The organism is Sphaerotilus natans, from assembly GCF_900156335.1.
Lineage (GTDB): Bacteria > Pseudomonadota > Gammaproteobacteria > Burkholderiales > Burkholderiaceae_C > Sphaerotilus > Sphaerotilus natans.
The window spans coordinates 230295-254865 of record NZ_FTMZ01000002.1 but is presented as its reverse complement, the minus strand read 5'-3'; the positions used below and the strand labels follow the sequence as shown (position 1 = coordinate 254865).

Annotated in this window: 23 protein-coding genes; 12 read left to right on the top strand and 11 right to left on the bottom strand. The window is 70.4% G+C overall.

Annotation, left to right across the window (positions count from 1 at the left end):
• The first annotated feature begins 71 nt into the window (after positions 1-71).
• The gene (locus tag BW996_RS02895; protein WP_081838017.1) at positions 72-2111 is read left to right on the top strand and encodes a lytic transglycosylase domain-containing protein; all 2040 of its coding nucleotides are present in this window, start codon (positions 72-74) and stop codon (positions 2109-2111) included.
• 35 nt (positions 2112-2146) lie between these two features.
• The gene (locus BW996_RS02890; protein ID WP_037479889.1) at positions 2147-3112 is read left to right on the top strand and encodes a complex I NDUFA9 subunit family protein; all 966 of its coding nucleotides are present in this window, start codon (positions 2147-2149) and stop codon (positions 3110-3112) included.
• A 146-nt stretch (positions 3113-3258) separates the two neighbouring features.
• Here BW996_RS02890 and BW996_RS22000 read toward each other — a convergent pair whose 3' ends face one another.
• Positions 3259-3879, bottom strand: a complete 621-nt coding sequence (locus tag BW996_RS22000; RefSeq protein ID WP_037479892.1) for a PEP-CTERM sorting domain-containing protein — start codon at positions 3877-3879, stop codon at positions 3259-3261.
• A gap of 258 nt (positions 3880-4137) precedes the next feature.
• Between BW996_RS22000 and BW996_RS02880 the strand changes: the two genes are divergently transcribed.
• Positions 4138-5370, top strand: coding sequence for a multifunctional CCA addition/repair protein (locus BW996_RS02880; RefSeq protein ID WP_037479895.1), 1233 nt, complete (start codon positions 4138-4140; stop codon positions 5368-5370).
• Positions 5371-5385: 15 nt separating this feature from the next.
• On the opposite strand, the gene BW996_RS02875 is transcribed toward BW996_RS02880, so the two are convergent.
• A complete protein-coding gene (locus tag BW996_RS02875) occupies positions 5386-6558 on the bottom strand; it encodes a phytanoyl-CoA dioxygenase family protein (RefSeq protein ID WP_037479898.1) in 1173 nt (390 codons plus the stop codon).
• Between the two features lie 178 nt (positions 6559-6736).
• Here BW996_RS02875 and BW996_RS02870 point away from each other — a divergent pair, with 178 nt between their 5' ends.
• Together BW996_RS02870 and BW996_RS02865 are read left to right on the top strand one after the other, a co-directional pair.
• On the top strand, positions 6737-7768 hold the full coding sequence (locus tag BW996_RS02870; RefSeq protein WP_037479901.1) for a LacI family DNA-binding transcriptional regulator: 1032 nt from the start codon (positions 6737-6739) through the stop codon (positions 7766-7768).
• A gap of 113 nt (positions 7769-7881) precedes the next feature.
• Positions 7882-8724, top strand: coding sequence for an aldo/keto reductase (locus tag BW996_RS02865; protein WP_037479904.1), 843 nt, complete (start codon positions 7882-7884; stop codon positions 8722-8724).
• Between the two features lie 25 nt (positions 8725-8749).
• Here BW996_RS02865 and BW996_RS02860 read toward each other — a convergent pair whose 3' ends face one another.
• The gene (locus BW996_RS02860; protein WP_037479908.1) at positions 8750-8941 is read right to left on the bottom strand and encodes a DUF2905 domain-containing protein; all 192 of its coding nucleotides are present in this window, start codon (positions 8939-8941) and stop codon (positions 8750-8752) included.
• 13 nt (positions 8942-8954) lie between these two features.
• The gene (locus tag BW996_RS02855) at positions 8955-10073 is read right to left on the bottom strand and encodes a class I SAM-dependent methyltransferase (RefSeq protein ID WP_037479911.1); all 1119 of its coding nucleotides are present in this window, start codon (positions 10071-10073) and stop codon (positions 8955-8957) included.
• A 30-nt stretch (positions 10074-10103) separates the two neighbouring features.
• On the opposite strand from BW996_RS02855, the gene BW996_RS02850 reads away from it, so the two are divergent.
• Positions 10104-10475 carry a dihydroneopterin aldolase gene (locus BW996_RS02850; protein WP_037479914.1) on the top strand — a complete coding sequence of 124 codons (372 nt, stop codon included), beginning with the start codon at positions 10104-10106 and terminating at the stop codon, positions 10473-10475.
• Positions 10476-10500: 25 nt separating this feature from the next.
• Here BW996_RS02850 and ppk2 read toward each other — a convergent pair whose 3' ends face one another.
• Positions 10501-11424 carry a polyphosphate kinase 2 gene (gene ppk2, locus BW996_RS02845; RefSeq protein WP_037479917.1) on the bottom strand — a complete coding sequence of 308 codons (924 nt, stop codon included), beginning with the start codon at positions 11422-11424 and terminating at the stop codon, positions 10501-10503.
• Positions 11425-11548: 124 nt separating this feature from the next.
• Between ppk2 and ttcA the strand changes: the two genes are divergently transcribed.
• Together ttcA and BW996_RS02835 are read left to right on the top strand one after the other, a co-directional pair.
• Positions 11549-12565 (top strand): tRNA 2-thiocytidine(32) synthetase TtcA, encoded by a 1017-nt coding sequence (gene ttcA / locus BW996_RS02840; protein WP_051631731.1) that lies wholly within the window; start codon positions 11549-11551, stop codon positions 12563-12565.
• A gap of 16 nt (positions 12566-12581) precedes the next feature.
• Positions 12582-13244 carry a DUF4136 domain-containing protein gene (locus BW996_RS02835; protein ID WP_051631733.1) on the top strand — a complete coding sequence of 221 codons (663 nt, stop codon included), beginning with the start codon at positions 12582-12584 and terminating at the stop codon, positions 13242-13244.
• Here the strand turns inward: BW996_RS02835 and BW996_RS02830 are convergent.
• Positions 13225-14088 (bottom strand): DUF6279 family lipoprotein, encoded by an 864-nt coding sequence (locus BW996_RS02830; protein WP_051631735.1) that lies wholly within the window; start codon positions 14086-14088, stop codon positions 13225-13227. The two genes, BW996_RS02835 and BW996_RS02830, sit on opposite strands and share 20 nt — an antisense overlap.
• A 130-nt stretch (positions 14089-14218) precedes the next feature.
• Between BW996_RS02830 and glmU the strand changes: the two genes are divergently transcribed.
• Both glmU and BW996_RS02820 read left to right on the top strand, forming a co-directional pair.
• Positions 14219-15607: a bifunctional UDP-N-acetylglucosamine diphosphorylase/glucosamine-1-phosphate N-acetyltransferase GlmU gene (glmU, locus tag BW996_RS02825; protein WP_037479921.1), complete on the top strand. Its 1389-nt coding sequence runs from the start codon at positions 14219-14221 to the stop codon at positions 15605-15607.
• Positions 15604-16047: a hypothetical protein gene (locus BW996_RS02820; protein ID WP_037479924.1), complete on the top strand. Its 444-nt coding sequence runs from the start codon at positions 15604-15606 to the stop codon at positions 16045-16047. The genes glmU and BW996_RS02820 overlap by 4 nt, the downstream gene beginning before the upstream one ends.
• Position 16048: 1 nt before the next feature.
• On the opposite strand, the gene BW996_RS02815 is transcribed toward BW996_RS02820, so the two are convergent.
• Positions 16049-16537, bottom strand: a complete 489-nt coding sequence (locus BW996_RS02815; RefSeq protein ID WP_037479926.1) for an Lrp/AsnC family transcriptional regulator — start codon at positions 16535-16537, stop codon at positions 16049-16051.
• A gap of 156 nt (positions 16538-16693) precedes the next feature.
• Between BW996_RS02815 and glmS the strand changes: the two genes are divergently transcribed.
• On the top strand, positions 16694-18556 hold the full coding sequence (gene glmS / locus BW996_RS02810; protein WP_037479929.1) for a glutamine--fructose-6-phosphate transaminase (isomerizing): 1863 nt from the start codon (positions 16694-16696) through the stop codon (positions 18554-18556).
• Positions 18557-18799: 243 nt separating this feature from the next.
• On the top strand, positions 18800-20221 hold the full coding sequence (gene gnd / locus BW996_RS02805) for a decarboxylating NADP(+)-dependent phosphogluconate dehydrogenase (RefSeq protein ID WP_076458559.1): 1422 nt from the start codon (positions 18800-18802) through the stop codon (positions 20219-20221).
• Between the two features lie 16 nt (positions 20222-20237).
• On the opposite strand, the gene BW996_RS02800 is transcribed toward gnd, so the two are convergent.
• The 4 genes from BW996_RS02800 to BW996_RS02785 all read right to left on the bottom strand — a co-directional run bounded on the left by BW996_RS02800 (position 20238) and on the right by BW996_RS02785 (position 24570).
• Positions 20238-21497, bottom strand: a complete 1260-nt coding sequence (locus BW996_RS02800; protein ID WP_051632290.1) for an AMP-binding protein — start codon at positions 21495-21497, stop codon at positions 20238-20240.
• Between the two features lie 124 nt (positions 21498-21621).
• Complete coding sequence (locus tag BW996_RS02795; protein ID WP_037485667.1) at positions 21622-23061, bottom strand: chemotaxis protein CheW; 1440 nt, start codon at positions 23059-23061, stop codon at positions 21622-21624.
• Between the two features lie 16 nt (positions 23062-23077).
• A complete protein-coding gene (locus tag BW996_RS02790) occupies positions 23078-24121 on the bottom strand; it encodes an HDOD domain-containing protein (protein WP_081838299.1) in 1044 nt (347 codons plus the stop codon).
• Positions 24118-24570, bottom strand: a complete 453-nt coding sequence (locus BW996_RS02785) for a hypothetical protein (protein ID WP_037485668.1) — start codon at positions 24568-24570, stop codon at positions 24118-24120. Before BW996_RS02785 ends, BW996_RS02790 begins: the two co-directional genes overlap by 4 nt.
• Position 24571 lies beyond the last annotated feature (1 nt).

The following is a 24571-nucleotide window of genomic DNA, read 5'->3' as shown; positions in this document are numbered from 1 at the left end:
CCCGGCACGGGCCTCGTGTTTGGGGCCTGGCCTACACTGGATTTCCCTGCAGCCGCTCCCGGCCCTCCCTCATGACACGACCCTTCTCCTTGCGCTGCGGCGCGGTGGGCGCGCTGCTCGCCGCCGCGATCCTGCCGCTGCTGCCCCTGGCCTGCACCGCCCAGACGACCGACGCCACCGGCATCGTCGAGACGTCCCTGTCGACCCGCACCGCGCCGATGCGCCAGCTCGACGAGCGTCTGTCGCAGGCGCGCGAGGCCTGGCGCAAGCGCGACCGCGCCCGGCTGCGGGCGCACCGCGACGCGCTGGTCGAGGCGGGACACCCGCTGGCGATGTGGGCCGACTACTGGGATCTGAACCTGCGCCTGGCCGAGGCCACGCAGCCCGAGCTGGAGGCCTTCTACGCCCGCTGGCCGGGCAGCTATGTGGAAGACCGGCTGCGCAACGACTGGCTGCTGGAGCTGGGCCGTCGGCGCGACTGGCGCAACTTCGCCGTCGATCATCCGCGCTTCCGGATGAACGACGACCGCGAGGTGAGCTGCTATGCGCTGCTGCTGCGCCACCAGGCCGGCGAGGACGTGCGCGCGGCCGCCCGCAGCGCCTGGTTCGCGCAGCGCGACGGTGGCGACGGCTGCACGCTGCTGGTGGCCGCGCTGCTGGAGGCTCGCCAGTTCAGCCCGGCCGACGTCTGGCTCAAGGCCCGCCAGGCGGCCGAGGCCAAGCGCACGGCCGCCGCGCGCCAGGCGCTGAGCCTGCTCGATCAGGACAGCTCGGCGCTCGGCGAGATCCTTGAGCAGCCGCAGCGCTTCCTGGCCCGGCGTGCCGATGTCGGCACCCGTCCGGGTCTGGAGCTGACGCTGATGGCGCTGGCGCGGCTGGCCGCGACCGATCCGGCGCTGGCCGCCACCGAGCTGCAGTCGCGCTGGCAGGCGCAGCTGCCGGCCGAGGCGCAGTCCTGGGCCTGGGGCGTGGTCGCGCGCCAGGCAGCGATGAAGCTGATGCCCGAGGCCGACGGCTGGTTCCGCCGTGCCGGTCTGGCCGAGCGCGAGGTCGAGTGGAACGACGAATCCCTGGCCTGGCGGGTGCGCGTCGCGCTGCGCAGCGAGGATGCCGGCCGCTGGAGCCGCATCCTCGAGGCGATCGACGCGATGAGCCGCACCGCGCAGGCCGACGACGCCTGGATCTACTGGAAGGCGCGTGCGCTGCAGGCCACCGCTCAGCCGGGCGCCGCTGCGCTGCTCGAGCGCATCGCCGGCCAGTACAGCTTCTACGGCAAGCTCGCCGCCGAGGACCTGGGCCGGCCGCAGCAGCTGCCCGCCCGTCCGGCACCGCTCTCCGCCGAGGAGCGTGCCCAGGCGGTGCGCCATCCCGGCCTGGACCGGGCGCTGGCGATGATCGGCCTGGGCCTGCGCAGCGAGGGCGTGCGCGAGTGGAACTTCTCGCTGCGCGGCATGAGCGACCGCCAGCTGCTGGCCGCCGCCCAGCACGCCTGCGACAACGCGGTCTGGGACCGCTGCATCAACACCAGCGAGCGCACCCGTCAGGAAGTCGACATGGCGCAGCGCTTTCCCACGCCCTTCCGCGAGGACGTGCTGGCCGCTGCGCGCGAGGTCGGCGTCGATCCGGCCTATGTCTACGGCCTGATCCGTCAGGAGTCGCGCTTCGTGACCGATGCGCGCTCCGGTGTGGGAGCCTCCGGCCTGATGCAGGTCATGCCGGCCACCGCGCGCTGGACCGCCCGCCGCCTGGGCATGCCCTACACCGATGCACAGATCGCCGACAAGTCGACCAACCTGAAGCTCGGCACCGGTTACCTGAAGCTGGTGCTCGACGACTTCGGCGGCTCGCAGGCGCTGGCGGCGGCCGGCTACAACGCCGGCCCGAACCGGCCGCGGCGCTGGCGCGAAGGCCCGGTCATGGAAGTGGCCGCCTGGGCCGAGAACATTCCCTTCACCGAAACCCGCGACTATGTGAAGAAGGTGCTGTCGAACGCCAGCTACTACGGCGCGCTGATGGCCGGGCGCGCGCAGGTCACGCTCAAGCCGCGCCTGCAGCCGGCCATCGGCCCGCGTCCGGCCGAGGCGCCGGCGGAGAACCGCCAGCTGCCCTGACCGATCCCGCCGATGCTTTCCGAGGACTTTTTGCCATGGCCTTTCGCAAGCTGCTGATCCTGGGCGGAACCGGTTTTGTCGGCCGCTCGCTGGCGGCCCGCTGGGCGGCCGAGCCCGCCGCCGCCGGCTGCACCATCGTCGTGCCGAGCCGCCGCCCGAGCCGGGGCGCCGCGCTGGCGACGCTGCCGACGGTGCAGCGTGTCGCCGCCGACGTGCATGATCCGGCCACGCTCGAGCGCCTGATGCAGGGCGCCGATGCGGTGGTCAATCTGGTGGCCATCCTGCACGGCAGCGCCGCGCAGTTCGAGGCGGCCCATGTCGTGCTGCCGCAGCGCATTGCCGCGGCCTGCCTGCGTGCGGGCGTGCCGCGGCTGATCCATGTCAGCGCGCTGGGCGTGCCCGAGGGCGATCCGCAGTCGGCCCCGTCGCGCTACCTGCGCAGCAAGGCCGCCGGCGAGCAGGTGCTGCGCAGCGCGGCTGGCCTTGAGCTGACGATCCTGCGTCCGAGCGTGATCTTCGGGGCCGACGACCGCTTCATCCGCCTGTTCGCGCGGCTGCAGGCGCTGGCGCCGGTGATGGCGCTGGCCGGCGCGAACGCGCGCTTCCAGCCGGTCTGGGTCGAGGATGTGGCCGCAGCCCTGGTGCGCTGCCTGCTCGACCGGGCGACGGTCGGCCAGGTGATCGAGTGCGCCGGCCCGGAGGTCTGCACGCTGGCGCAGCTGGTGCGCCTGTCCGGGCGCTGGAGCGGTCACGAGCGCCTGGTGCTGCCGCTGCCCGACTGGGCTGGCCGGCTGCAGGCGGCCGCGCTGGGCCTGCTGCCGGGCGAGCCGCTGATGTCGGGCGACAACATCGATTCGATGAAGGTACCCAATGTCGCCACCGGCCGCCGGCCGGGGCTGGAGTCGCTGGGCATCCGGCCCGCTGGCGTGGGCGCGGTGATGGCGCCGATCCTGCAGGCCGGCCTCACGGATGCCGACCGGCGCCGCTCAGCCCGGCGCTGAGGCCGAGTGCGGCGTCAACGGTCGTCTTCCGCCTCTCTCCCCCGTCATCCTCGCGAAGGCGAGGACCCACGCGGACCTCAGCCTCCTGTCCCTCGTGGGTGCCCGCTTTCGCGGGCATGACGGAGGGGCAGGGGCGCCGAGCCGGATCAGGCCGCGTTGCGGCGCCGGCGGCTGGCCAGGCCCAGCAGGCCCAGGCCGGCCATCATCATCGCCAGCGTCGAGGCTTCCGGCACCGGTGCGGCCGGCGTCCAGCCGCTCAGCTTCAGGCGGTAGTCCCAGCCGGCATCGCCGCCGCCGTCGAAGTCCCACCAGTGCGCGCGGTAGCCCATGACCGCGGTGTAGTAGGTGCCGGCCGACAGGTTCATGTTGAAGGTCAGGCGGCTGACGCCGTCGCCGGCGTCGTCATCGGTCGCCGAGGCCAGCGTGCCGGTGGCCACCGAGCTGCCCTGGAACAGGCCCAGCACCGGCATGGCGCTGGCGCGGTCCGGGGTCAGCGTGAAAGTGACCCACATCTGCTCGGCCAGCGTGAAGCTGTAGAAGTCGGAGGAGCTGCCGCCGTCGGTGGTGGTCAGGCGCGAGCCGTCGACCTGCAGCAGGCCGCCGTTGCTCAGCGTGCCCAGGTCCTGGGGGATCGAGATCGCGTCGTTCGGATCGCCGCCCAGGGCTTCCTGCTCGGTGTAGGCCGCCTGCGCGGCGGCGCCGGCACAGGCCAGCGCGGCGCCGACCAGGGCGGTGCGCCAGCGCTGCGGTTTCGAGGTTGCGGACATGACTGCTTCTCCCATCACGCTGCGCCGACCCGGCAATCGACTGACGCTCACAATTGGTACGGCGAAGTGTTTGGTGATTATTGAAGCATCTCGCTACAGGTGCGTACCATCCCCGGGTCATGGGTAGGACTTGTGTGATGCTTGATACACCCTGCACTCAAGGGAATGGAAATCCCGCGTTCCGGTTGGCTGAAATTGATCAATCCATCGGGGGCCTCGGATCTCGCCTCGGGTGGCGACGGCGGCGAGAATGGTTGCATGAACGTGTTTCTGGTTGGAGGGGCGGTGCGTGACCGCCTGCTGGGGCGCCCGTCGGGCGATCGGGACTGGGTGGTGGTCGGTGCCACGCCCGAGGCCATGGGCGCGGCCGGCTACCTGCCGGTCGGCCGCGACTTTCCGGTCTTCCTGCATCCGCGCACCCACGAGGAATACGCGCTGGCGCGCACCGAGCGCAAGACCGGTCCCGGCTACCACGGCTTCGTCTTCCGCACCGGGCCGGAGGTGACGCTGGAGGACGACCTCTCGCGCCGCGACCTGACCATCAACGCGATGGCGCAGGACGCGGACGGCACGCTGGTCGATCCCTGGGGCGGTCAGGCCGACCTCGCGGCGCGGGTGCTGCGCCATGTCGGGCCGGCCTTCGCCGAGGATCCGGTGCGCATCCTGCGGCTGGCGCGCTTCGCGGCGCGCTTCGCCGACTTCTCGGTCGCGCCGGAGACGCTGGCGCTGTGCCGCACGATGGTCGAGGCCGGCGAGGTCGACGCGCTGGTGCCCGAGCGCGTCTGGCAGGAGCTCGCGCGCGGGCTGATGGAGGCGCGGCCCTCGCGCATGATCGAGGTGCTGCGCGACTGCGGCGCGCTGGCGCGGCTGCTGCCCGAGGTGGATGCGATGTTCGGCGTGCCGCAGCGCGCCGACTACCACCCGGAGATCGACACCGGCGTGCACCTGATGATGGTGCTGGACATGGCCGAGCGCCTGGGCACCGCGCTGCCGGTGCGCTTCGCCTGCCTGGCGCACGACCTGGGCAAGGCCACGACGCCGGCCGACATCCTGCCGCGCCACCTCGGCCACGAGGGGCGCAGCGTGAAGCTGCTCGGGCCGCTGGCGGCGCGGCTGCGCGTGCCGGTCGAGTGCCGCGAGCTGGCCGAGCTGGTCGCGCGCGAGCACGGCAACCTGCACGCCAGCGCCGGCTTCGGCGCGGAGGCGCTGGTGCGGCTCTTCGACCGCTGCGACGCCTGGCGCCGGCCCGAGCGCTTCGAGCAGGCGCTGCAGGCCTGCGAGTGCGACGCACGCGGCCGGCTCGGCTTCGAGAATCGACCCTATCCGCAGGCCGACCGGCTGCGCACGGCGCTGGCGGCGGCGCGGGCGGTCGACTCGGGCGCCGTCAGCGCCGAGGCGCTGGCGCGTGGCCTGAAGGGCCCGGCGATCGGCCAGGCGCTGCAGCAGGCGCGCATCGCAGCGGTGGCTGCGGCGCTGCCCGAGGGCGGCTGAGGGCCGCTGCCGGGCTCAGCTCAGGCGCCGGGCTGCCATCGTGTCGAGCTGCTGGGCCAGCCGATCTTCGGCCCAGTCTTCCGCCAGCGCCCGGCGCACCACCTGCTGCACGCTGTCTGGCGCCAGGCCTGCGCGGGGCGGGTCGCGGTCCAGATTGGTCGGAAAGGCGTAGCCCTCGGCACTCGCGGCGATGACCCGCGCCAGCGCGGCCTCGCTCCAGCCCTGCTCACGCAGCCGACGCAGGACCGGATGGAGCGCCTGCGTCATGCGCTGGCGGTCGACCGTCTCCATCGCCCGTCCGAAGGGCGAGGAGATCTGCAGCAGGTTGGCCAGGCGCTGAATGTCGGTCGATCGATTGGCGCCGGCCGCGTGCAGCAGCGCCGGATTGAAGAACACCGCATCGCCTCGCGCCAGCGGCAACTGGACCTGGTGGGCCTCGAAGCAGGCCTGGACATCGGTCCGCCCTGCCACCAGATAGCCGTGTGCGAACTTCTGGGAATGCGGCAGGTAGAGCGTCGGGCCGCTCTCGATCGGCATGTCGACGTGTGCCACCGCCCCCTGCAGCGTCAGCATCGGCGAGAGGCGATGGACATGTGCGGGGTAGCGCTCGGCCTGCGCGGTCGTCATGAAGCCGAGGTGGTAGTCGCGGTGGGGCATCTGGGCCGCACCGCCGGGGCGCACGTTGTTGATCTGGGAGGTCAGCTGCCAGCCCGGCCCCAGCCAGGCCTCGGCGGCCAGGTCCAGCATGTCGCTGGCGTAGTAGCGCGCGAAGGCCTCCGGGTCCATCAGGCAGAGCTTCTCGAGCGCATTCCAGACCCGGTCGTTGGCGCCGGCGGCGGCGAAGTGGTCGCTGCCTGGGCCGGCGGCCCGCTCCTGACGGATCAGCGACTCGAAGCAGGCGGTCACCGGATCGAGCACCTCGGCGGGCCCGAACGCGCCCCGGATCACCAGGATGCCGGGGCCGTCTTCCCAGACCCAGGCCCATTCGGCCATCAGCGCCTCGCGCTGCGTGGGGGCCTCGGCCAGGTGGCGGCGCAGTGCGGCGCTGTCATAGATCGGCACCTCGCGCACGAGGTCGGCGGCCCGTGGGCAGCCGGCCGGATCGGTGCGCGAGGCCAGCACCGCCTGCAGATCCTCGAGGCGGGCCTCGGTGCTGCGCAGCCAGCGGGCGGACGAGGACGGGGTCATGGTCGTGTCTCCTGTGGATCGGGCGGCGAGGGGCGCCCGTTTGCAGCCAGTCTAGGAAGGTCGTGCGCGGTGCTGGCCGCCCAGACACCTCAGCGACACCTCAGCGGCCGGGCCGGTGACTTGCCCCAGGCGCCAAGGTGGTGCGATGCTGCGCACGGGCATGGCCCCAGGAGACCGGATGACCCATGTCGTTTCGCTGAAGGAGATCGCGCTGCAGGCCGGCGTGAGCCTGGCCACCGTCGACCGCGTGCTGCATGGGCGGCCGGGCACGCGCACGGTGACGCGCGACCGCGTCCTGCAGGCCCGAGCCGAGCTTGAGCGTCAGCGTCAACAGCTCGCGCGCCGCGGTCGGCGCTTCCTGATCGATCTGGTGATGGAGGCGCCGCTGCGCTTTTCGCGCCTGGTGCGGACTGCGCTGGACGGCGCGATGCAGCGGGCCCAGCCGGCGGTCTTCCGGGCCCGTGAGCATCTGGCCGAGACTTGGCCGCATGGGGCGCTGGCCGAGCGGCTCGATGCCTTGGGACGCTGCGGCAGCCAGGGCGTGCTGCTCAAGGGGCCGGACACCGCCGCGGTGCGCGAGGCGGTGGCAGGGCTGCAGGCCAGAGGCATTCCGGTGCTGGCGCTGGTGACCGATCTGCCCGGATCGGCCTGCAGCGCCTACGTCGGCCTGGACAACCGCGCCGCGGGCCGGACGGCCGCCTGGCTGATGGCGCCCTGGCTGCGCGTGGCGGGCGGGGAGGTGCTGCTGTCGAGCAGCGGGCCGCGCTTTCGCGGCGAGATCGAGCGCATCGAGGCCTTCGTCGAGGCGCTCGGCCTGCAGGCCCCGCGCAGCCGTGTGCATCTGCTCGACGACGGCCAGGGCCTGCACGCGCCCACCGTGGCCGGCGTGCGTCGTCTGCTGGTCGCGCATGACCGGGTGAGCGCGGTCTACTCGGTGGGTGGCGCCAACGCGGCGATCCTGGAGGCCTTCGACTGGGCCGGGCGCGTCTGCGGCGCGTTCGTGGGCCATGACCTGGACGAGGACAACCGCGCGTTGTTGCGTCAGCAGCGGCTCTCGGCGGTGCTGCACCACGACCTCGATCACGACTTGGACACCGCCTGCCGGCTGCTGATGCAGGCCCATGGCGTGATGCCGCGCGACCGCGCCGCGCTGCGCTCCGGGGTCGAGGTGATCACGCCGTTCAACCTGCCGCCGGACCTGCGTCGCTGAGGTTGCTGGAAATCGCAAAGTCACCGCCGCCGGGCGGGCCATCCCGACGGCCGAGGCCGTCGCCCGGCGCCGCGCGCTACGCTGGCCGCCTTTGTCTTGAGGATGCCCGGACCATGAGCCTTTCCGCTGTTTCCCCGTCGCCGACCGTTTCCTTGTCCGACGGCGTCGAGATGCCCCTGATCGCGCTGGGCACCTGGCCGATGCGGGGCGACGAGGCGGCCCGCGCGGTGGCCTCGGCCCTGGAGATCGGCTACCGGCACATCGACACCGCCGAGGCCTACGAGAACGAGGAGGCCGTCGGCCAGGGCCTGCGCGCCAGCGGCGTGCCGCGCGAGCGGGTCTTCGTCACCACCAAGTTCCAGCGCCAGTGGCACAGCCGGGAGGGCGTGCGCACCGCCTGCGAGGGCAATCTGCGCCGGCTTGGCCTCGAGTACATCGACCTGCTGCTGATCCACTGGCCCAACCCGCAGCAGGGCCGATATGTCGAGGCCTTCGAAGGCCTGCTGGCGCTGCGCGAGACGGGCAAGGTGCGCGCGGTGGGCGTGTCCAACTTCAAGGCGCACCATCTGGCGGACCTGTTCGCGCGAGGTCTGGTGCCGCAGGTCAACCAGATCCAGCTCGACCCCTACCACCGCCGCCCGGACCTGGAGGCGCTGCACCGCGAGCGCGGCATCGTCACCGAGGCCTGGAGCCCGCTGGGCCGCGCCGGCGCGATGCTCGAGGACCCGGCCATCGCCGCGATCGCCGAGCGTCACGGCCGCACGACCGGCCAGGTGGTGCTGCGCTGGCAGCTCCAGCACGGCTTCGCGGCAGCGCCGAAGTCGGCCGACCCGCGCCGTCAGCGCCAGAACCTCGACCTGTCGGGCTTCGAGCTCGACGCGGCCGAGATGGCCCTGCTCGACGGCCTGGACCGCCCGGATCAGGGCATGCTCGACGCCGACGTGTTCGGGCACTGAGCCCGGCGGCCGGGTCCGGCGTCGGCTACAGCCAGCGAGCCAGCGCCAGCCCGACCAGCGTGATCAGCAGGCTCGAGCCGAGCGGAAAGTGCCAGCGCCGGCGGCCGATGCGCACGCTGAAGTCGCCCGGCACCCGGCCCAGGCCGATGCGTTCCAGCCAGGGCTGCAGGCCGTTCCAGACCAGGCAGGTCAGCACGAAGACGATCAGCCAGCGCATCGGGGCGGTCCGCTCAGAGCGTGTGGCTGCGGTCGCCCGCGGCGAAGCCGATCGGATCGAACAGTTCGGCCGGCGTGACGAAGCCGACCACCTTGAACAGCTCGCCCATCTCGTGCTCGGTGACGAGCTTCTGCGCCATCGCGCGCTCGCGCAGGTCGGCGCCCTCCAGGTCGGCGAGCAGGCCGCAGTTGAACAGGAAGCGCGCCTGCGAGGTGTAGCCCAGCACCTCCAGCCCGGCGTCCTGCCCGGCCAGCGCCACCGCGGTGAAGTCCACATGCGCCGTCAGGTCCTTGCGGCCGACATCGACCAGCGGATCGGCGTCGGCCTGGTGGCCGCGGTGGCACATCAGCGTGCCGCTGGTGCGCTGCGGGTGATAGAACTCGTGCTCGGGGAAGCCGTAGTCGAGGAAGAAGGCCGCGCCGCGCGCGAGCTGCGCCGCCAGCGTGCGGATGAAGCCGCTGGCCTGGCGCGGCAGCTCGGTGACGGTGCCGGGCAGGAAGGGGCCCTCGACCGGCGGGTGCTCGGTCGTCGGCCGGTCGGACCAGGCGAAGCCGCCCTGCGCGTCCAGCGCCACGCCGCGCTCCAGCCACTGCGCGCCGTCCCAGTGCAGCAGCATGACCGGCATCGCGTCGAGCACCTCGTTGCCGATCACCACGCCCTCGAAGCGCGCGGGCAGCGCGTCGGCCCAGTGCAGCTTGTCCAGATGCTGCGGCACCCGCGCGGCGCAGGTCTGGCGCTGGCGCTCGCGCAGCGTGCCCGACAGGTCGACGATGGTGTAGCGCTGGATGCGCTCGCCCAGGGCCTCCAGCAGCTGCGCGGCCAGCGCGCCGGAGCCGGCGCCGAATTCCCACAGCTCGGCGGTGCCGGTGGCCTCGAGCGCCTGCGCGAGCTGGCGCGCCACCGCGCGGCCGAACAGCCCGGAGAGCTCCGGCGCGGTCACGAAGTCGCTGCCCGAGGCGGGCAGGGCGCCGAACTGGCGGTCGCCGCCGCTGTAGTAGCCCAGTCCCGGCTGGTACAGCGCCAGCGCCATGAAGCGCTCGAAGCCGATCCAGCCGCCGCTGCGGCGGATCTCGTCGGCGATGAGGAGGGCCAGCGCGTCGCTGGCTACACTGGGGGAGGAGGCGGCATTCACCCGCCGATTGTAGGAACTCGAGCCTTTTCCATGTCCACCACCCGCGGCACCCAGATCCTGACGCTCACCGGCCTGCGCTTCGACGCCAACCTGGGCGTGCTCGAGCACGAGAAGGAGGCGCCCCAGCCGATCGCGGTCGATGTCGAGCTCAACCTCGGCAGCCAGCCGCTGCATCCGCGCGACGACGACCTCACCCATGTGCTCGACTACCGCCGCGTGCGCGCCATCGTCATCGAGGAATGCACCGCCCGGCACGTCAACCTGCTCGAAAGCCTGATCGGCAAGGTCGCCGCGCGGCTGATGGACCTGCCCGGCGTGCTGGGCGTGCGAGTGAAGATCGCCAAGCTGGAGATCTTCGACGACTGCGAGGTGGCCATCCGCATCGAGACCGGGCAGTGGTGAGGCGGACCGGCGTGTCCGCCCCCGCTCAGTAGACCTCGGGCACGAACAGCTCCGGCGCGACCGGATTGCGGGTGTAGTCCTCGTGGCGCTCGCGCTCGGGCAGCGCGATCAGCGGCTGCTCGACCTCCTGGTAGGGCATCTGGCCGAGCAGGTGATGGATGCAGTTCAGCCGCGCGCGCTTCTTGTCGTCGGCGGCGACGATCCACCACGGTGCCTCCGGGATGTGGGTGCGCTCGAGCATCACCTCCTTGGCGCGGGTGTAGTCTTCCCAGCGCCGGCGCGACTCCAGGTCCATCGGGCTGAGCTTCCACTGCTTGAGCGGATCGTGGATGCGCGCCAGGAAGCGCACACGCTGCTCGTCGTCCGAGATCGAGAACCAGTACTTGATGACCTGGATGCCCGAGCGCACCAGCATGCGCTCGAACTCCGGCGCGGAGCGGAAGAACTCCTCGTACTGGTCGTCGGTGCAGAAGCCCATGACGCGCTCGACGCCGGCGCGGTTGTACCAGGAACGGTCGAACAGCACGATCTCGCCGCCGGCGGGCAGGTGCGAGACATAGCGCTGGAAATACCACTGCGTGCGCTCGCGGTCGTTGGGCGCCGGCAGCGCGGCGACCCGGCAGACCCGTGGATTCAGGCGCTGGGTGATGCGCTTGATCACGCCGCCCTTGCCGGCGGCGTCGCGGCCCTCGAACAGGATGACGACCTTGTGCCTCGTCGCCACCACCCAGTCCTGCAGCCGCACCAGCTCGGCCTGCAGGCGCAGCAGCTCGCGGAAGTAGAGCTGGCGCGACTGCGCGTCGCCATCGGTGCTCGGCCGGCCTTCGGCGGCGGCCAGCGCGTCGAGATGGCGATCCTCGAACTCCAGCTCGATCTCCTCGTCGAGGTCGTCGCGCAGGTCGCGGTGCAGGCGGCGCATCAGCTCGTCATCGGTCGGGGTCAGGCTCATCGGTCGGGCTCGTCGGGCAGGGAGGATTCGCCGCACGCTAGCGCGCCGCCGTGGCGGGCCTGTGACAGCCGCTCGCCATCGGCCTGTCCGGGGTGATGCGCTTGGACCGACAATTCCGCCCATCATGCAGACCTCCGAACCCACCTCCGTCCCGACCTCTGCCGCGCCGCCCACCGAGGCCGAGCGCCGCGCCGCGCACGAGATCAACAAGCTGTCCAAGCGCCTGCACCGCCAGGTCGGCCAGGCGATCACCGACTACAACATGATCGAGGAGGGAGACCGGGTCATGGTCTGCCTCTCGGGCGGCAAGGACAGCTACTCGCTGCTCGACATCCTGCTGAACCTGCAGCAGCGCGCGCCGATCAACTTCTCGATCGTCGCGGTCAACCTCGACCAGAAGCAGCCGGGCTTCCCGGCCGACGTGCTGCCGGCCTACCTGAAGAGCCGCGGCGTCGACTTCCACATCGAGAACCAGGACACCTACTCGGTGGTCAAGCGCGTCATCCCCGAGGGCGACACGATGTGCAGCCTGTGCTCGCGGCTGCGCCGGGGCATCCTGTACCGCGTCGCCGGCGAGCTCGGCGCCAACAAGATCGCGCTGGGCCACCACCGCGACGACTTCCTCGGCACCGTCTTCCTGAACCTGTTCTTCCAGGGGCGCCTGAAGGGCATGCCGCCGAAGCTGGTGAGCGACGATGGCAAGCACACCGTGATCCGCCCGCTGGCCTATGTCGCCGAGACCGACATCGAGCGCTGGGCTGCGCACCGCCAGTTCCCGATCATCCCGTGCACGCTGTGCGGCAGCCAGGAGAACCTGCAGCGCGTGCAGGTGAAGAAGATGCTGCGCGAGTGGGACCAGAAGTTTCCGGGCCGCATCGACAACATGCACCGCGCCTTCAGCCACGTCGTGCCCTCGCACCTGATGGACCGCAAGCTCTTCCCCTTCGAGACCATCCGCCCGACCGGCGAGGCCAACCCGCTGGGCGACAAGGCCTTCGACCACGACGACGAGGAGGACGACGACGTCTGCGCGACGCCGGCCGCCGCCGAGGCCGGGCTGCCGGCTGAGGCCGCCATCTCGCTGGAGGCGCTGCGCCGCACGCTGAGCCCGTCGTCGCCCTTCCTGCCCGCTCAGGACTGATCCGAGGAGACTGCCGATGCCTGCCCCTTCGAACGACGCGGGCGCCCGGCCCGGACGCCGACGCCTGCTGGCGCTGGCCGCGCTGGTGCCGCTGGCCGCGCTGCTGCCCGGCTGCACGCTGCTGAAGCAGAGCGTCGTCGATGTGGCGAGCTTCGGCGCGTGGCCGGCCGGCCGTCGGGCCGGGACGTACGCCTTCGACCGGCTGCCCTCGCAGCAGGCCGATGCGGCCGCGCAGCAGCAGCTGGAGCAGGCGGCGGCGCAGGCGCTGGAGCGGGTCGGCTTCGTGGCCGTGGCCACGCCGGCCCAGGCCGATGTGCTGGTGCAGCTCGACAGCCGCTTCAGCCGGGTGCTGTCACCCTTTGCCGATCCCTGGCCGGGGCCCTTCGCGCCGGTGCGACGCGCGCCGCCGCCGCCAGACCGTCGCATTCATGGCTCGGTCGTGATCGGCACCGGCGTAGGCTTCGGCGCCGGCTTCGGCTGGCAGGATGTGCACGAGCGCCAGCAGCTGCTGATGCTGCTGGTCGACCGCGCCAGCCGCGAGCGCCTGGTCGAGATCCGCATCGAGCATGAGGCGCGCCACACCAGCCTCGATCTGCTGCCGCTGATGTTCGAGGCCGGCCTGCAGGGCTTCCCGGACCTGCCGGCGGGCACGCGGCGCGTCACGATCCAGCTGCCGTAGCGGTGGCGGCACCGGCCGCGCGCAGGTCGCGGGCCCAGCCCTGCAGCCGTGTGGCGGCCTCGCGGCGCTGACCGGCGTCGGTGCGGTTGTGCAGCTCGGCGATCAGCTCGCACTGGAAACGCTGCAGCTGCTCGCGGTACTGGCGCGCCTGCGGATCGTCCGGCTCGAGCGTGCGCCGGGCCCAGGCCTGCAGCAGCGCGGCGCGGCGCTCGCGCTCCGGCGCCTGCAGCGTGCGCAGCGCCTGCAGTGTCTCGATCAGGTCGCGCTGCTGGCGCTCGCGCTCGAGCTGCCAGCGCGCCGCATCCCAGGGCGATGCGCGCAGCCTGTCGGCCACCAGCCGGCGCTGCGCCGCATCCAGCCGGCCGTAGACGGTCTCGGCGCGGTCGATGAAGCGCTCGCGCGAGGCGCGCTGGCGCTGGTCGGCGTCGCCGCGCAGGAAGCGCTCGCGCCAGTCGCGGTTGTCCTCGTCGAGCGCCTGCTGCAGGTGGCGCAGCTGCGCCTCGCTCAGCCCGGCCAGCACATCGGCCATCGCGCCGCCGGCCAGTGTCTGCAGGTGCAGATGCTGACGCTCGCGCAGCTGCTGCGCCCAGCGGCACAGCCGCTCGGGCCGGGTGTCGGCGCCGGCCTCGCGCGCGATCTCCTCGATCAGCGCGACATCCTCGGCCAGGGCCAGCGGATGGCGGCGATGCCAGTCCAGCCACTGCGTCAGCGCCTGGCGCACCCGCGGCGCCTGCGTGTCGTCGAAGTCGAGGCGACGGTCCAGCCACCACCAGGCCAGCGTGTCGGCCTGCCGGTAGGCCAGACCGACGCTGCTGCAGGCGCCCAGCAGCAGCGTCAGCGCCAAAACCGGCAGGAGTCGCGGCCACTTGACGCCCTTAAGGCGCGGAAGTCGCGCCAGTGCCATGCCAATCCGGATAATCCGCGATTCCACACCGTCCGGAACACACGGAACACGCTTGAGAGAGGATCTGCGCATGTCGCTCGATGTTGTGATCATGGCCGCTGGCAAGGGCACGCGGATGAAGTCTGCCCGCCCGAAGGTGCTGCACCCGCTGGCCGGTCGGCCCCTATTGCAGCATGTCCTCGAGACCGGCATCGGCCTGGGGGCGGAGCGGCTGATCACCGTGACCGGCCACGGGGCCGAGCAGGTCGAGCAGGCCATGCGCCGCGCGCTGCCCGACGCGCCGCTGGCCTTCGTGCGCCAGGAGCCGCAGCTCGGCACCGGCCACGCGGTGCAGCAGGCGGTGCCGGAGCTGCCGGAGTCGGGTACTACGCTGATCCTGAACGGCGACGTGCCGCTGGTCAAGGCGGAAACCGCCCGGGCGCTGATCCAGGCCTGCGCCGGCGAGCGCCTGGTGCTGCTGACGGTCGTGCTGGCTGACCCGACCGGCTACGGCCGCATCGTGCGCGAAGGCGAGGCAGTGCGCGCCATCGTCGAGCACAAGGACGCCAGCCCCGAGCAGCGCCAGATCCGCGAGGGCTACACCGGCATGATGGCCGCGCCGACCGCGCACCTGAAGCGCTGGCTCGCCAACCTGAAGAACGACAACGCCCAGAAGGAGTACTACCTGACCGACATCGTCGCGATGGCGGTGGCCGACGGCGTGCCGGTCGTGGCGACCCAGGCCACCGGCGAGACCGAGGTGCTGGGCGTGAACAGCCCGGTGCAGCTCGCCGACCTCGAGCGCCGCTTCCAGCGCGAGCAGGCTGAGGCGCTGATGGAGGCCGGCGTGCGGCTGATGGACCCGGCGCGCTTCGACCTGCGCGGCACGCTGCGCACCGGCCGCGATGTCGCCATCGACGTCAACTGCGTCTTCGAGGGCATGGTCGAGCTGGGCGACGATGTGCAGATCGGCGCCAACTGCGTGATCCGCAATGCCCGCATCGCCGCCGGCGCGGTCATTCATCCCTTCACCTGCATCGATGGCGAGGCCGCCGGCGCCGTGGTCGGCGAAGGCGCGCTGGTCGGGCCGTTCGCGCGGCTGCGTCCCGGTGCCAAGCTGGGCCGCGAGGTCCACATCGGCAACTTCGTCGAGGTCAAGAACTCGACGCTGGCCGACGGCGCCAAGGCCAATCACCTGGCCTACCTGGGCGACGCCACCGTGGGCGAGCGCGTCAACTACGGCGCCGGCAGCATCACCGCCAACTACGACGGCGCCAACAAGCACCGCACGGTGATCGAGAGCGACGTGCACATCGGCTCGAACTGCGTGCTGGTAGCGCCGATCACCGTCGGCGCCGGCGCCACCGTCGGCGGCGGCTCGACGATCACGAAGAACGTCGGCGCCGGCGAGCTGGCGGTCGCGCGCGGCAAGCAGATCGGCATCGGCGGCTGGGCCCGCCCGGTCAAGGCGAAGAAATGAACCCGTCGGCGGGCGGTGGGCGCGGACTGGGCGGGCTGTGGCACAGCCTGACCGGCACGGCGACCGCGCCGGCTGCCGCGCCTTCCAGCGCGCCGGCTGCGGCGATCGCCACCGGTGCCGGCCTGCCGTTCGAGCCTACCCACTATCAGCGCCTCGGTCTGGCCGAGGACTGCACCGAGGCGGAAATCGAGATCGCCTGGCACCGGGTCTCGGCCGATCTGCTGCCGCCGCTTCCTCCTGCCGAGCGTCTCAAGCCGCAGGCCGCCAGCGCGGGTGCGGCCGACGAGGCCCGCTCCGCGCAGCGCCGCGCCGACGACCGCCGGCTGGCGCATGCGGTGCTGAGCGATCCGGCCCGGCGTGCGGTCTACGATGCCTGGCTGGCGCGCGAGCGGGCGGCGCGGCCGCCGCAGGGCTGGCTGGCGCGGCTGCGCGGGCGCTGAGTCAGTCGCGCGGCTTCGACGGCAGCGTGATCTGCAGGCCGCTCTTGGCGCGGTGCACGCTGAAGAAGCAGCGCACGTTGCGCACGTTCACGTCGCTGGTGAACAGGCGCTGCGCCAGGGCCTGGTAGGCGGGCATGTCTGCGACCTGCGCGATCAGCACGAAGTCCGGGCCGCCCTGGGTGCGGTAGCACTGCTGCACGCCGGGCTCGGCCACCGCGCGCGCCTCGAAGGCCTCGATGCGGTCGATGGCCTGGCGGTCGAGCGTGATCTCGACGATCGCGGTCAGGCCGTGGCCGAGCGCTTCGGGCGACAGGATGGCCACCGTGCGCTCGATGACCCCCGCATCGGTCAGCCGCTTGACGCGGCGCAGGCTGGTCGCGGCCGAGACATGCACCGCCTCGGCGATCGCCTGGTTCGAGCGTGACGCGTCGCGCTGCAGCTCGTCGAGCAGCTTCAGGTCGATGGTGTCCACCGGGATGGGGGTTGGCATGCAAAAAATCCTCAAGAAATGCTTTTGTATGGCATCTTATTGCGTTGCATTTGCAATGAGATGTTTTCGAGCAAAAAAGATAATTTTTTGCTCATTCATTTCACGGATCTCTGCCTACCATGCGGGCCTGCTTCCACTTTCCAAGGGAAACCACCCATGTGCGGCATCGTCGGCGCGGTCAGTCAGCGCAACATCGTTCCCATCCTGATCCAGGGTCTGCAGCGGCTCGAGTACCGCGGCTATGACTCCTGCGGCGTCGCGGTGCACCAGGGGGGCGGTCTGCGCCGCACCCGCAGCACCTCGCGGGTGGCCGAGCTGGACGCCCAGGTCGCGCAGGAAGGCGTCGAGGGCCTGATCGGCATCGCGCACACCCGCTGGGCCACGCACGGCGTGCCGGCGGTGCACAACGCCCACCCGCACTTCTCGCACGGCCCGGGCACGGACGCCAAGAGCGCACGCGCCGGCCGCATCGCGCTGGTGCACAACGGCATCATCGAGAACCACGACGAGCTGCGCGACGAGCTCAAGGGCCGTGGCTACGAGTTCCTCAGCCAGACCGACACCGAGGTCATCGCGCACCTGGTCGACTCGCTGTACGACGGCGACCTGTTCGCCGCGGTCGAGGCCGCGCTGCCGCGCCTGAAGGGCGCCTACGCGATCGCCGTCTTCTGCCAGGACGAGCCGCAGCGCGTCGTCGGCGCGCGCGAGGGCTCGCCGCTGGTGCTGGGCGTGGGCCAGGGCGAGAACTTCCTGGCCTCCGACGCGATGGCGCTGGCCGGCGTGACCGACCAGATCATCTATCTGGAAGAGGGCGACGCGGTCGACCTGCAGCAGGGCAAGTACTGGATCACCGCCCGGGGCGAAGGCGGCGCGCGCGTGCGCGTCGAGCGCCCGGTCAAGACCGTCAACGCCCACAGCGGCGCGGCCGAGCTGGGCCCGTACCGCCACTACATGCAGAAGGAGATCTTCGAGCAGCCGCGCGCCATCGCCGACACGCTCGAGGGCATCGAGACGATCACGCCGGACCTGTTCGGCGAAGGCGCCGCCGAGGTGTTCTCGCAGATCGACAAGGTGCTGATCCTGGCCTGCGGCACCAGCTCCTACAGCGGTCTGACCGCCAAGTACTGGCTGGAGTCGATCGCCAAGATCCCGTGCGCGGTCGAGATCGCCAGCGAGTACCGCTACCGCGAGAGCGTGCCCGACCCGAAGACGCTGGTCGTCACCATCAGCCAGAGCGGCGAGACCGCCGACACGCTGGCCGCGCTCAAGCACGCGCGCTCGCTGGGCATGGAGCACACGCTGACCGTCTGCAACGTCGGCACCAGCGCGATGGTGCGCGAGTGCAAGCTGGCCTTCATCACGCACGCCGGCGCCGAGATCGGCGTGGCCTCGACCAAGGCCTTCACGACGCAGCTGGTCGCGCTGTTCCTGCTGACGCTGGTGCTGGCCAAGCAGCGCGGCTCCATCCCTGAGACCGGCCTGGAAGCCGGTCTGCGCAACCTGCGCCACCTGCCGGCCGCCGTGCAGTCGGTGCTGGCGCTGGAGCCGCAGATCATCGCCTGGGCCGAGCTGTTCACCCCGAAGCAGAACGCGCTGTTCCTGGGCCGTGGCCGCCACTACCCGATCGCGCTGGAAGGCGCCTTGAAGCTCAAGGAAATCAGCTACATCCACGCCGAGGCCTACCCGGCCGGCGAGCTCAAGCACGGCCCGCTGGCGCTGGTCGACGCCTCGATGCCGGTGGTCACGGTCGCGCCGAACGACCAGCTGCTGGAGAAGCTCAAGAGCAACATGCAGGAAGTGCGCGCGCGCGGCGGCGAGCTGTTCGTCTTCGCCGACGCCGACACCCGCATCGAGAACGAGCCCGGCGTGCACGTCATCCGCATGCCCGAGCACTACGGCGCGCTGAGCCCGATCCTGCACGTCGTGCCGCTGCAGATGCTGGCGTATCACACCGCCTGCGCCCGCGGCACCGACGTCGACAAGCCGCGCAATCTGGCGAAGTCGGTGACGGTGGAGTGAGGCCGGCTGATGGGGTTCTGACGCAGAACCGGTGATCAAAGGGACCGCCTCGGCGGTCCCTTGTCGTTGGGGTGTCCGGTGCGGGGCTTCTGCGGCATCTGCCCTTTCCGGAAATCAAGTCCCCCGCCCGCCCCGTCGATAGCCCTGACGCACCCGTCCCGCCCCCCGGGAGCCCCTGACAGCCGGTCGACAGCGGGCTGCATGGAAAATCGAGGGTTTTCCCGAAAAGAACCGGACTCCCGCATGACCACCAAGCATCCCATCGGCCTGATCGGCCTGGGGGTGATGGGCCGCAGCCTGGCCCTGAACCTCGCCGACCACGGCTTCGACGTCAGCCTGCATGACCGCTCGCCCGAGGCGGTGACGCGCAGCGTGGCCGATGACACCACCGGGCGGCTGCACGGCTTCGCGTCGCTGGCCGACTTCGTCGCCAGCCTGGCCGCGCCGCGCAAGGTGCTGATGATGGTCAACGCCGGCGCGCCGGTGGACGACGTGATCGCCAGGATCGCGCCGCTGCTCGCGCCGGGCGACATCCTGGTCGATGGCGGCAACAGCCTGTTCGCCGACACCGAGCGCCGCTCGGCCGAGCTGGCCGCCGCCGGCCTGTGCTTCGTGGGCGCGGGCGTCTCCGGCGGCGAGGAGGGCGCGCGCAAGGGCCCGGCCATCATGCCTGGCGGCCCGGACGAGGCCTGGGACGCGCTGCGCCCGATGTTCGAGGCCATCAGCGCCAAGGTCGACGGCGAGCCCTGCGTCTCGCACATCGGCCCGGGCGGCGCGGGCCACTACGTCAAGATGGTGCACAACGGCATCGAGTACGGCGACATGCAGCTGATCTGCGAGGCCTACGCGCTGATGCAGGCCGCCGGTCTGGACACCGACACGATGGCGGCCGTCTTCGAGGAATGGAACCGTGGCGAGCTGCGCAGCTACCTGATCGAGATCACCGCGCGCATCCTGGCGCAGCGCGATCCCGACACCGGCGCGCCGATCGTCGATGTCATCCTCGACAAGGCCGGCCAGAAGGGCACCGGCCAGTGGACGCTGATGAACGCGGCGCAGAACGCGGTGGTGGTCAGCACGATGGGCGCGGCGGTGGACGCGCGCGTGCTGTCGTCGATGAAGGCCACGCGGCTGGCGGCCAGCACCCGGCTGCAGGGGCCCGAGGCGCGCATCGACCTGCCGGTGGCCGAGTGGGTCGAGCTGCTGCGCCAGGCGCTCTACGCCAGCAAGATCGTCAGCTACGCGCAGGGCCTGGACCTGATGCGCACCATGAGCGCGCAGCGCGGCTGGAACCTCGACCTGGGCGCGATCGCGCGGCTGTGGCGCGGCGGCTGCATCATCCGCGCGCAGTTCCTCAACCGCATCGCCGAGGCCCATGCCGACGGCCCCGCGCCGGCCAGCCTGATGCTGGCGCCGTACTTCGAGTCGGCGCTCAACGGCGCGCAGTCGGCCTGGCGCCGGGTGGTGGCGCAGGCGATGCTCGCCGGCGTGCCGGTGCCGGCGATGTCGGCCTCGCTGGCCTTCTATGACGCCTTCCGCAGCGCGCGCCTGCCGGCCAACCTGCTGCAGGCCCAGCGCGACTTCTTCGGCGCGCACACCTACGAGCGCACCGACCGCCCGGCCGGCCAGTTCTTCCACACCGTCTGGCCGGAAGTGCAGGGCTGATATCGGCCGGCGGGTGTTACACCCAGTCGGCCAGCTTGCCTTGGGCGTTGCGCGGCAGCTCACTTCCCAGCGCAAAGGCGCGCGGGCGCTCGGCCGCGCTCAGCCGAGGGGCCAGCCAGGTGTCGAGCCGCTGCGTCAGGTCGGTGATGTCGGCCTCGGGCCTGGGCACGACAAAGGCCTTGAGCCGGGCGCTATCCTGCAGGGCCATCAGTCGCACGGCGGCGTCCGCCACCTCTGGATGCTGCAGCAGCACGTCGCGCACCCGTGAGGGGAACACATTGATGCCACCCACCTGCACCGCCTGATCCAGGCGGCCCATCACGTTGAAGTGGCGCGGACCGTGCCACTTCAACGCATCTTGTAGCGCGAATGCGCGCGTGTCCCCAGCGTCCGAGTGGCGCAGCAGATCGTGGGCCTGATTGTCCGGGCGCGTCCAGTGAGCCATCAGTTCATAGTGGGCTGCCGGCGCATCACGCCATGCGATGCCTGCGGTTTCGGAACTGCCGTACACCTGCACCAGCCGCTGCAGGCCGCAACGCGTCAGCGCCTGCGCGGTCTCGTCCGGGCAGGGGGCCGTGGATGTGGTGCCGATCACCCCGGCGGGCAAGGCGCTGGCATGACGTGCCAGCAGCGCCCAGTGCGCGGGGTGGCTCACCAGCAGGTCGCCGGCGGCCATGCGCCGGGGCAGGTCGTTGACGGTGACCCTGCGCACGTCTTGCACCGGCAGGTGCCCCAGCTCGACCGGCAGCAGCACGGTGAACAGGAAGCCGTAGATGTGGTGTGCCGGCACGGCCGTTAGCACGCGGCGCAGGGGTTTGCGATGCGCGCCGGTGAACAGGCGTGCGAGGAAGCGGGTTTCCTGCTGCAGGTCGGCCAGGGTGTGCGTGCAGGGCTTGGGCTGACCGCTGCTGCCCGATGTGCGGAAAGTCAGCCGGGCGTCCACCTGCGCCAGCGCCTGCCCGGTGATTCGCAGCCAGTCGCCGAAGGTGGCGTGGGCGGTCAGCAGTTCATCGGCGCTGCTCTCGTGCAGATGCAGCGTCTGACTGAGTGCGGCTGCCACGGACATGCGCTCCAGCGAGTCCAGCCCCAGGCCGTCCTCGTTCAGCGGAGTCTCCAGCGGCCAAGGTCCGGCTGACAGGGCTGCAGCACCTGGTCGCAGGTAGGATGTTTCATCCACGACCAGATCAGCTATGAAGCGCGCTAGCGCGCTGGCTTGCTGGTGCCAGGGCTGAACCTGGTGGTCAGCGAAGGAGGCGGGCTGTTCCAGGAGGTCCATGTTGTGCCGTGCAGAATGGGCTGCGTCAGATGGAGGAGTGGATTTTTTATCGTCTTGCTGCCGTGGGCAGTCTGGTGAGCAAAACCACAATGGGTTGTTTTATCGGCGTGTGTACATACCGGATTCAAGCTGCACGGCTCTGCATGCGGCCGATTTCTGCCAGATTCAGTACACCAATCACCCGTCTTTCGGACTGGATGAAGCCGCGGAGCCGGGTGGCGTGCAGCCCTTCTGGTACCGCGTGCAGCGCAGCCCGACGTGTTCCTTCGATGCCGGATACGCGTAGGGCCATGCGGCGACCTCTGTCGTGCTGTACGATCACATAGGCATCTTGTTGCTGATGGACATTGTGTTCGTTGAATAGCAGGAGTCCAGCATCTACCACGGGGATGACTTCACCGCTGTCCCGAGCTGTGAGCACGTTGCCACGCATGCGTAGCTGCTCGGTGCTGCGCTGCTCGATCGATTCCACGTTGCTCAAGGGTACGGCCAGCCAGCCGTCCGCGGCGTCGTCGAGCGATCGGATGACCAGATAGTCGATCACCTTGCGCAGGTTGCAGCGCGCCTCCAGCCGTCGTCCGCGCCCTTCTTCTTGCACCAGGTTCAGGCGGACGTTGTGCACCGCATCCGAGGGCCGGTTGCGCGCGTACACCACCGTGCCGTCACCGTCGTCGTCGAAAGTCAGGATCAGGTCATTGGCGTCTACGCTGATCTGGACTTTCAGTGTCACGAAGGCTGTCTGGTGGTCTGTAATGCGCTCTTCGACGCTGTGGTTCAGTGCTTGCTCTTTCAGGGCCAGCGCCCATTCTTCGCTCAGGTCCACCAGCAACCTTGCCACGTCAGGCTGCATGCAGGTCTTGTTGTCAAAACCCTGTAGCTGCGGCAGAACACGCAGGGCGGAGCCGTCCAGCGCCTTCAGCAGACGTGCCTCAAGTGCCGCGCCTATGTCTTCTCCGGTCAGGACCAAGGCGCGCTCGATCTCCTCCACCACCACCTCCACGGCCTTGTCGAGTTCGCGCCGAACCTCGGGGGCCTGTAGCTGTTGCTGGACCTGTTCCAGTGCCATCAGCAGGGACTCGACGGCGCGGTTGGCCCCATCGCTAGCGCGGCTCATGCGTTCGAGCAGGCGCCTGTTCTGCTCGCTGGCGCGGCGCGCGGTTTCATAAAGATCGGTGCCGATCTTGTCCACCAGCAGCAGACTGTCTACATCTAGGAACGGACGAAGGTTGTCCAACAGCTGCCCGATCAGGGAGCCCGCGACCATCAGGCCCGGCGAGGCGCCGTCCTGCATGTTCTGGTACTGCATTTGCTGGTTGCAGCGATTCCAGATCAGCCGCAGCTCCAGCCAAGCGTTGGCCAAGCTCTGGGGCAGCTCGTAGGTATCACCGTCGGGACATACGTCGCGCAGGGCCTGAGCTATTCCTTCGATGTGGCTTAGGTAATGGTCAGTCAGCTGCAGGTATGCATGTTCGTCTACTCCCATGTCGGCCAACATCGAGTCCGCCTGCTGCCGCAAGGCTCCGGCGTTCAGCACAGAGAGGACGCTTTGCAGTCTTTCGTACATGGCGTGGTGTTGTGCTTCAGACGGGCTCAGCCGCCCAGCGTTTCAGAATCGCCTCGATGCGTGGACGAGGGACTGACAGCGCGCCCTGGGTCCATACCTCGTCGAGATCAACTGTCTCGTTGCGCGACAGGACGTGGCTCACTACATTCGCCAAGTACAGGGCTTCTGAGAGTGGTTCGTGGTGCAGGGCCTCCAACTGACGATGGTGGTTGCCGATGGCCGCTGCTGCACGCGGTCCGAGCTGCCAGCGCTGTGCGGCTAGAGCGCCCAGCGCTTCGTGGGTCGTCGACAGAAGGGCCTGCACGAAGTCTGGCGGTAGGTCGATGCTGCGCCGGCGTGTGGCGCGCAGCACCGACAGGCGATCGAAGACGACGAGCTTGCCAACATCATGCAGCAGCGCCAGCGTCATGGCTTCATCCGGGTTGACGGACAAGGCCGGGGCCAGGCATTGGGCGATGGGGCCACTGCGGATCATGTGCGCCCACACTTGTGCTGCCATCGCGTTGTAATGCCCGCCTGGCAGCGACAGCAGGTTGCTGGCGCAGCTAGATGTGATCACCCCGCGTGCATTACCCACGCCGATACGGTCGAGCGCAGCCTCCATGCCCAGCACCGGCTCGCGCCCACTGCTGAAGGCGCTGCTGTTGGCGGTGCGCAGGATGGCCTCCATCAGGCTGGGGTCGCGCGAGAGCTGGCTGACTAAGCGTGATCTGGGCAGGTTAGTGTCATCACACAGCGCCAGAGCCTCCCGGGCTGAAGCCGGCAATTGCCGGATCAAATCGTCAGGGCCACTGTCGAGCAGATCAACCAGCGCGCGGGCATCGGGAACGTTGGGAGCGTGCTTGTTCACGAGCTGATGGCGCAGGTCGCGTTGCGTATGCCAGTAGGTCAACGGATCTGGCACCGGCGTAGCTTGCTGCGTTGGTGCAGGAGCGGGCGCCTGGGGCTCGAGGGGAGGGGACGCCGGTCCCTGCAACGCGCGCTTCGTTTCAGGTGTCGATTCTTCAGGGCGTCGAAGCCATCCCAACGATCCTAGAAAGAAGCGCAGCATTTTCATCATGCTTTCTCAGCGGCGCTCGCCACATCTTGGCGCAGGCTGTCGATGAGTGCCAGTGCCTTTTGATTCAGGCACATGATCTGATCGGGCTGAAGCAGGGACTCGATGCGCTCGAAGTAGTAGGAGCTGACGCTGCCGCGCACCAGATCGATGGGCTTGGCCTCGCCATGGCGCATTAAATCGTAGTTGGCCACGTCGTTGTGGCGCTGCCACTGCAGGCGCAGTTCCAGCCACAGCGAGGCCAGAGCTCCGTATAGCTCCTCAGCGTCCTCGGGGTCGCACATGGCGTCGGCCAGGGTACGGATCTGGAAGGCGGTAGATTGGGCTTCATGCCACACCAAAGTGCGGGCCTGCTCGGTGATGCTCACCGCAGCCAGGAAAGCCTCCGTGTCTGCGGACACGATGTCGGTGTCCGCGATGCGGGACAACCGTTGCGGAAGGTCGTAGGTCATG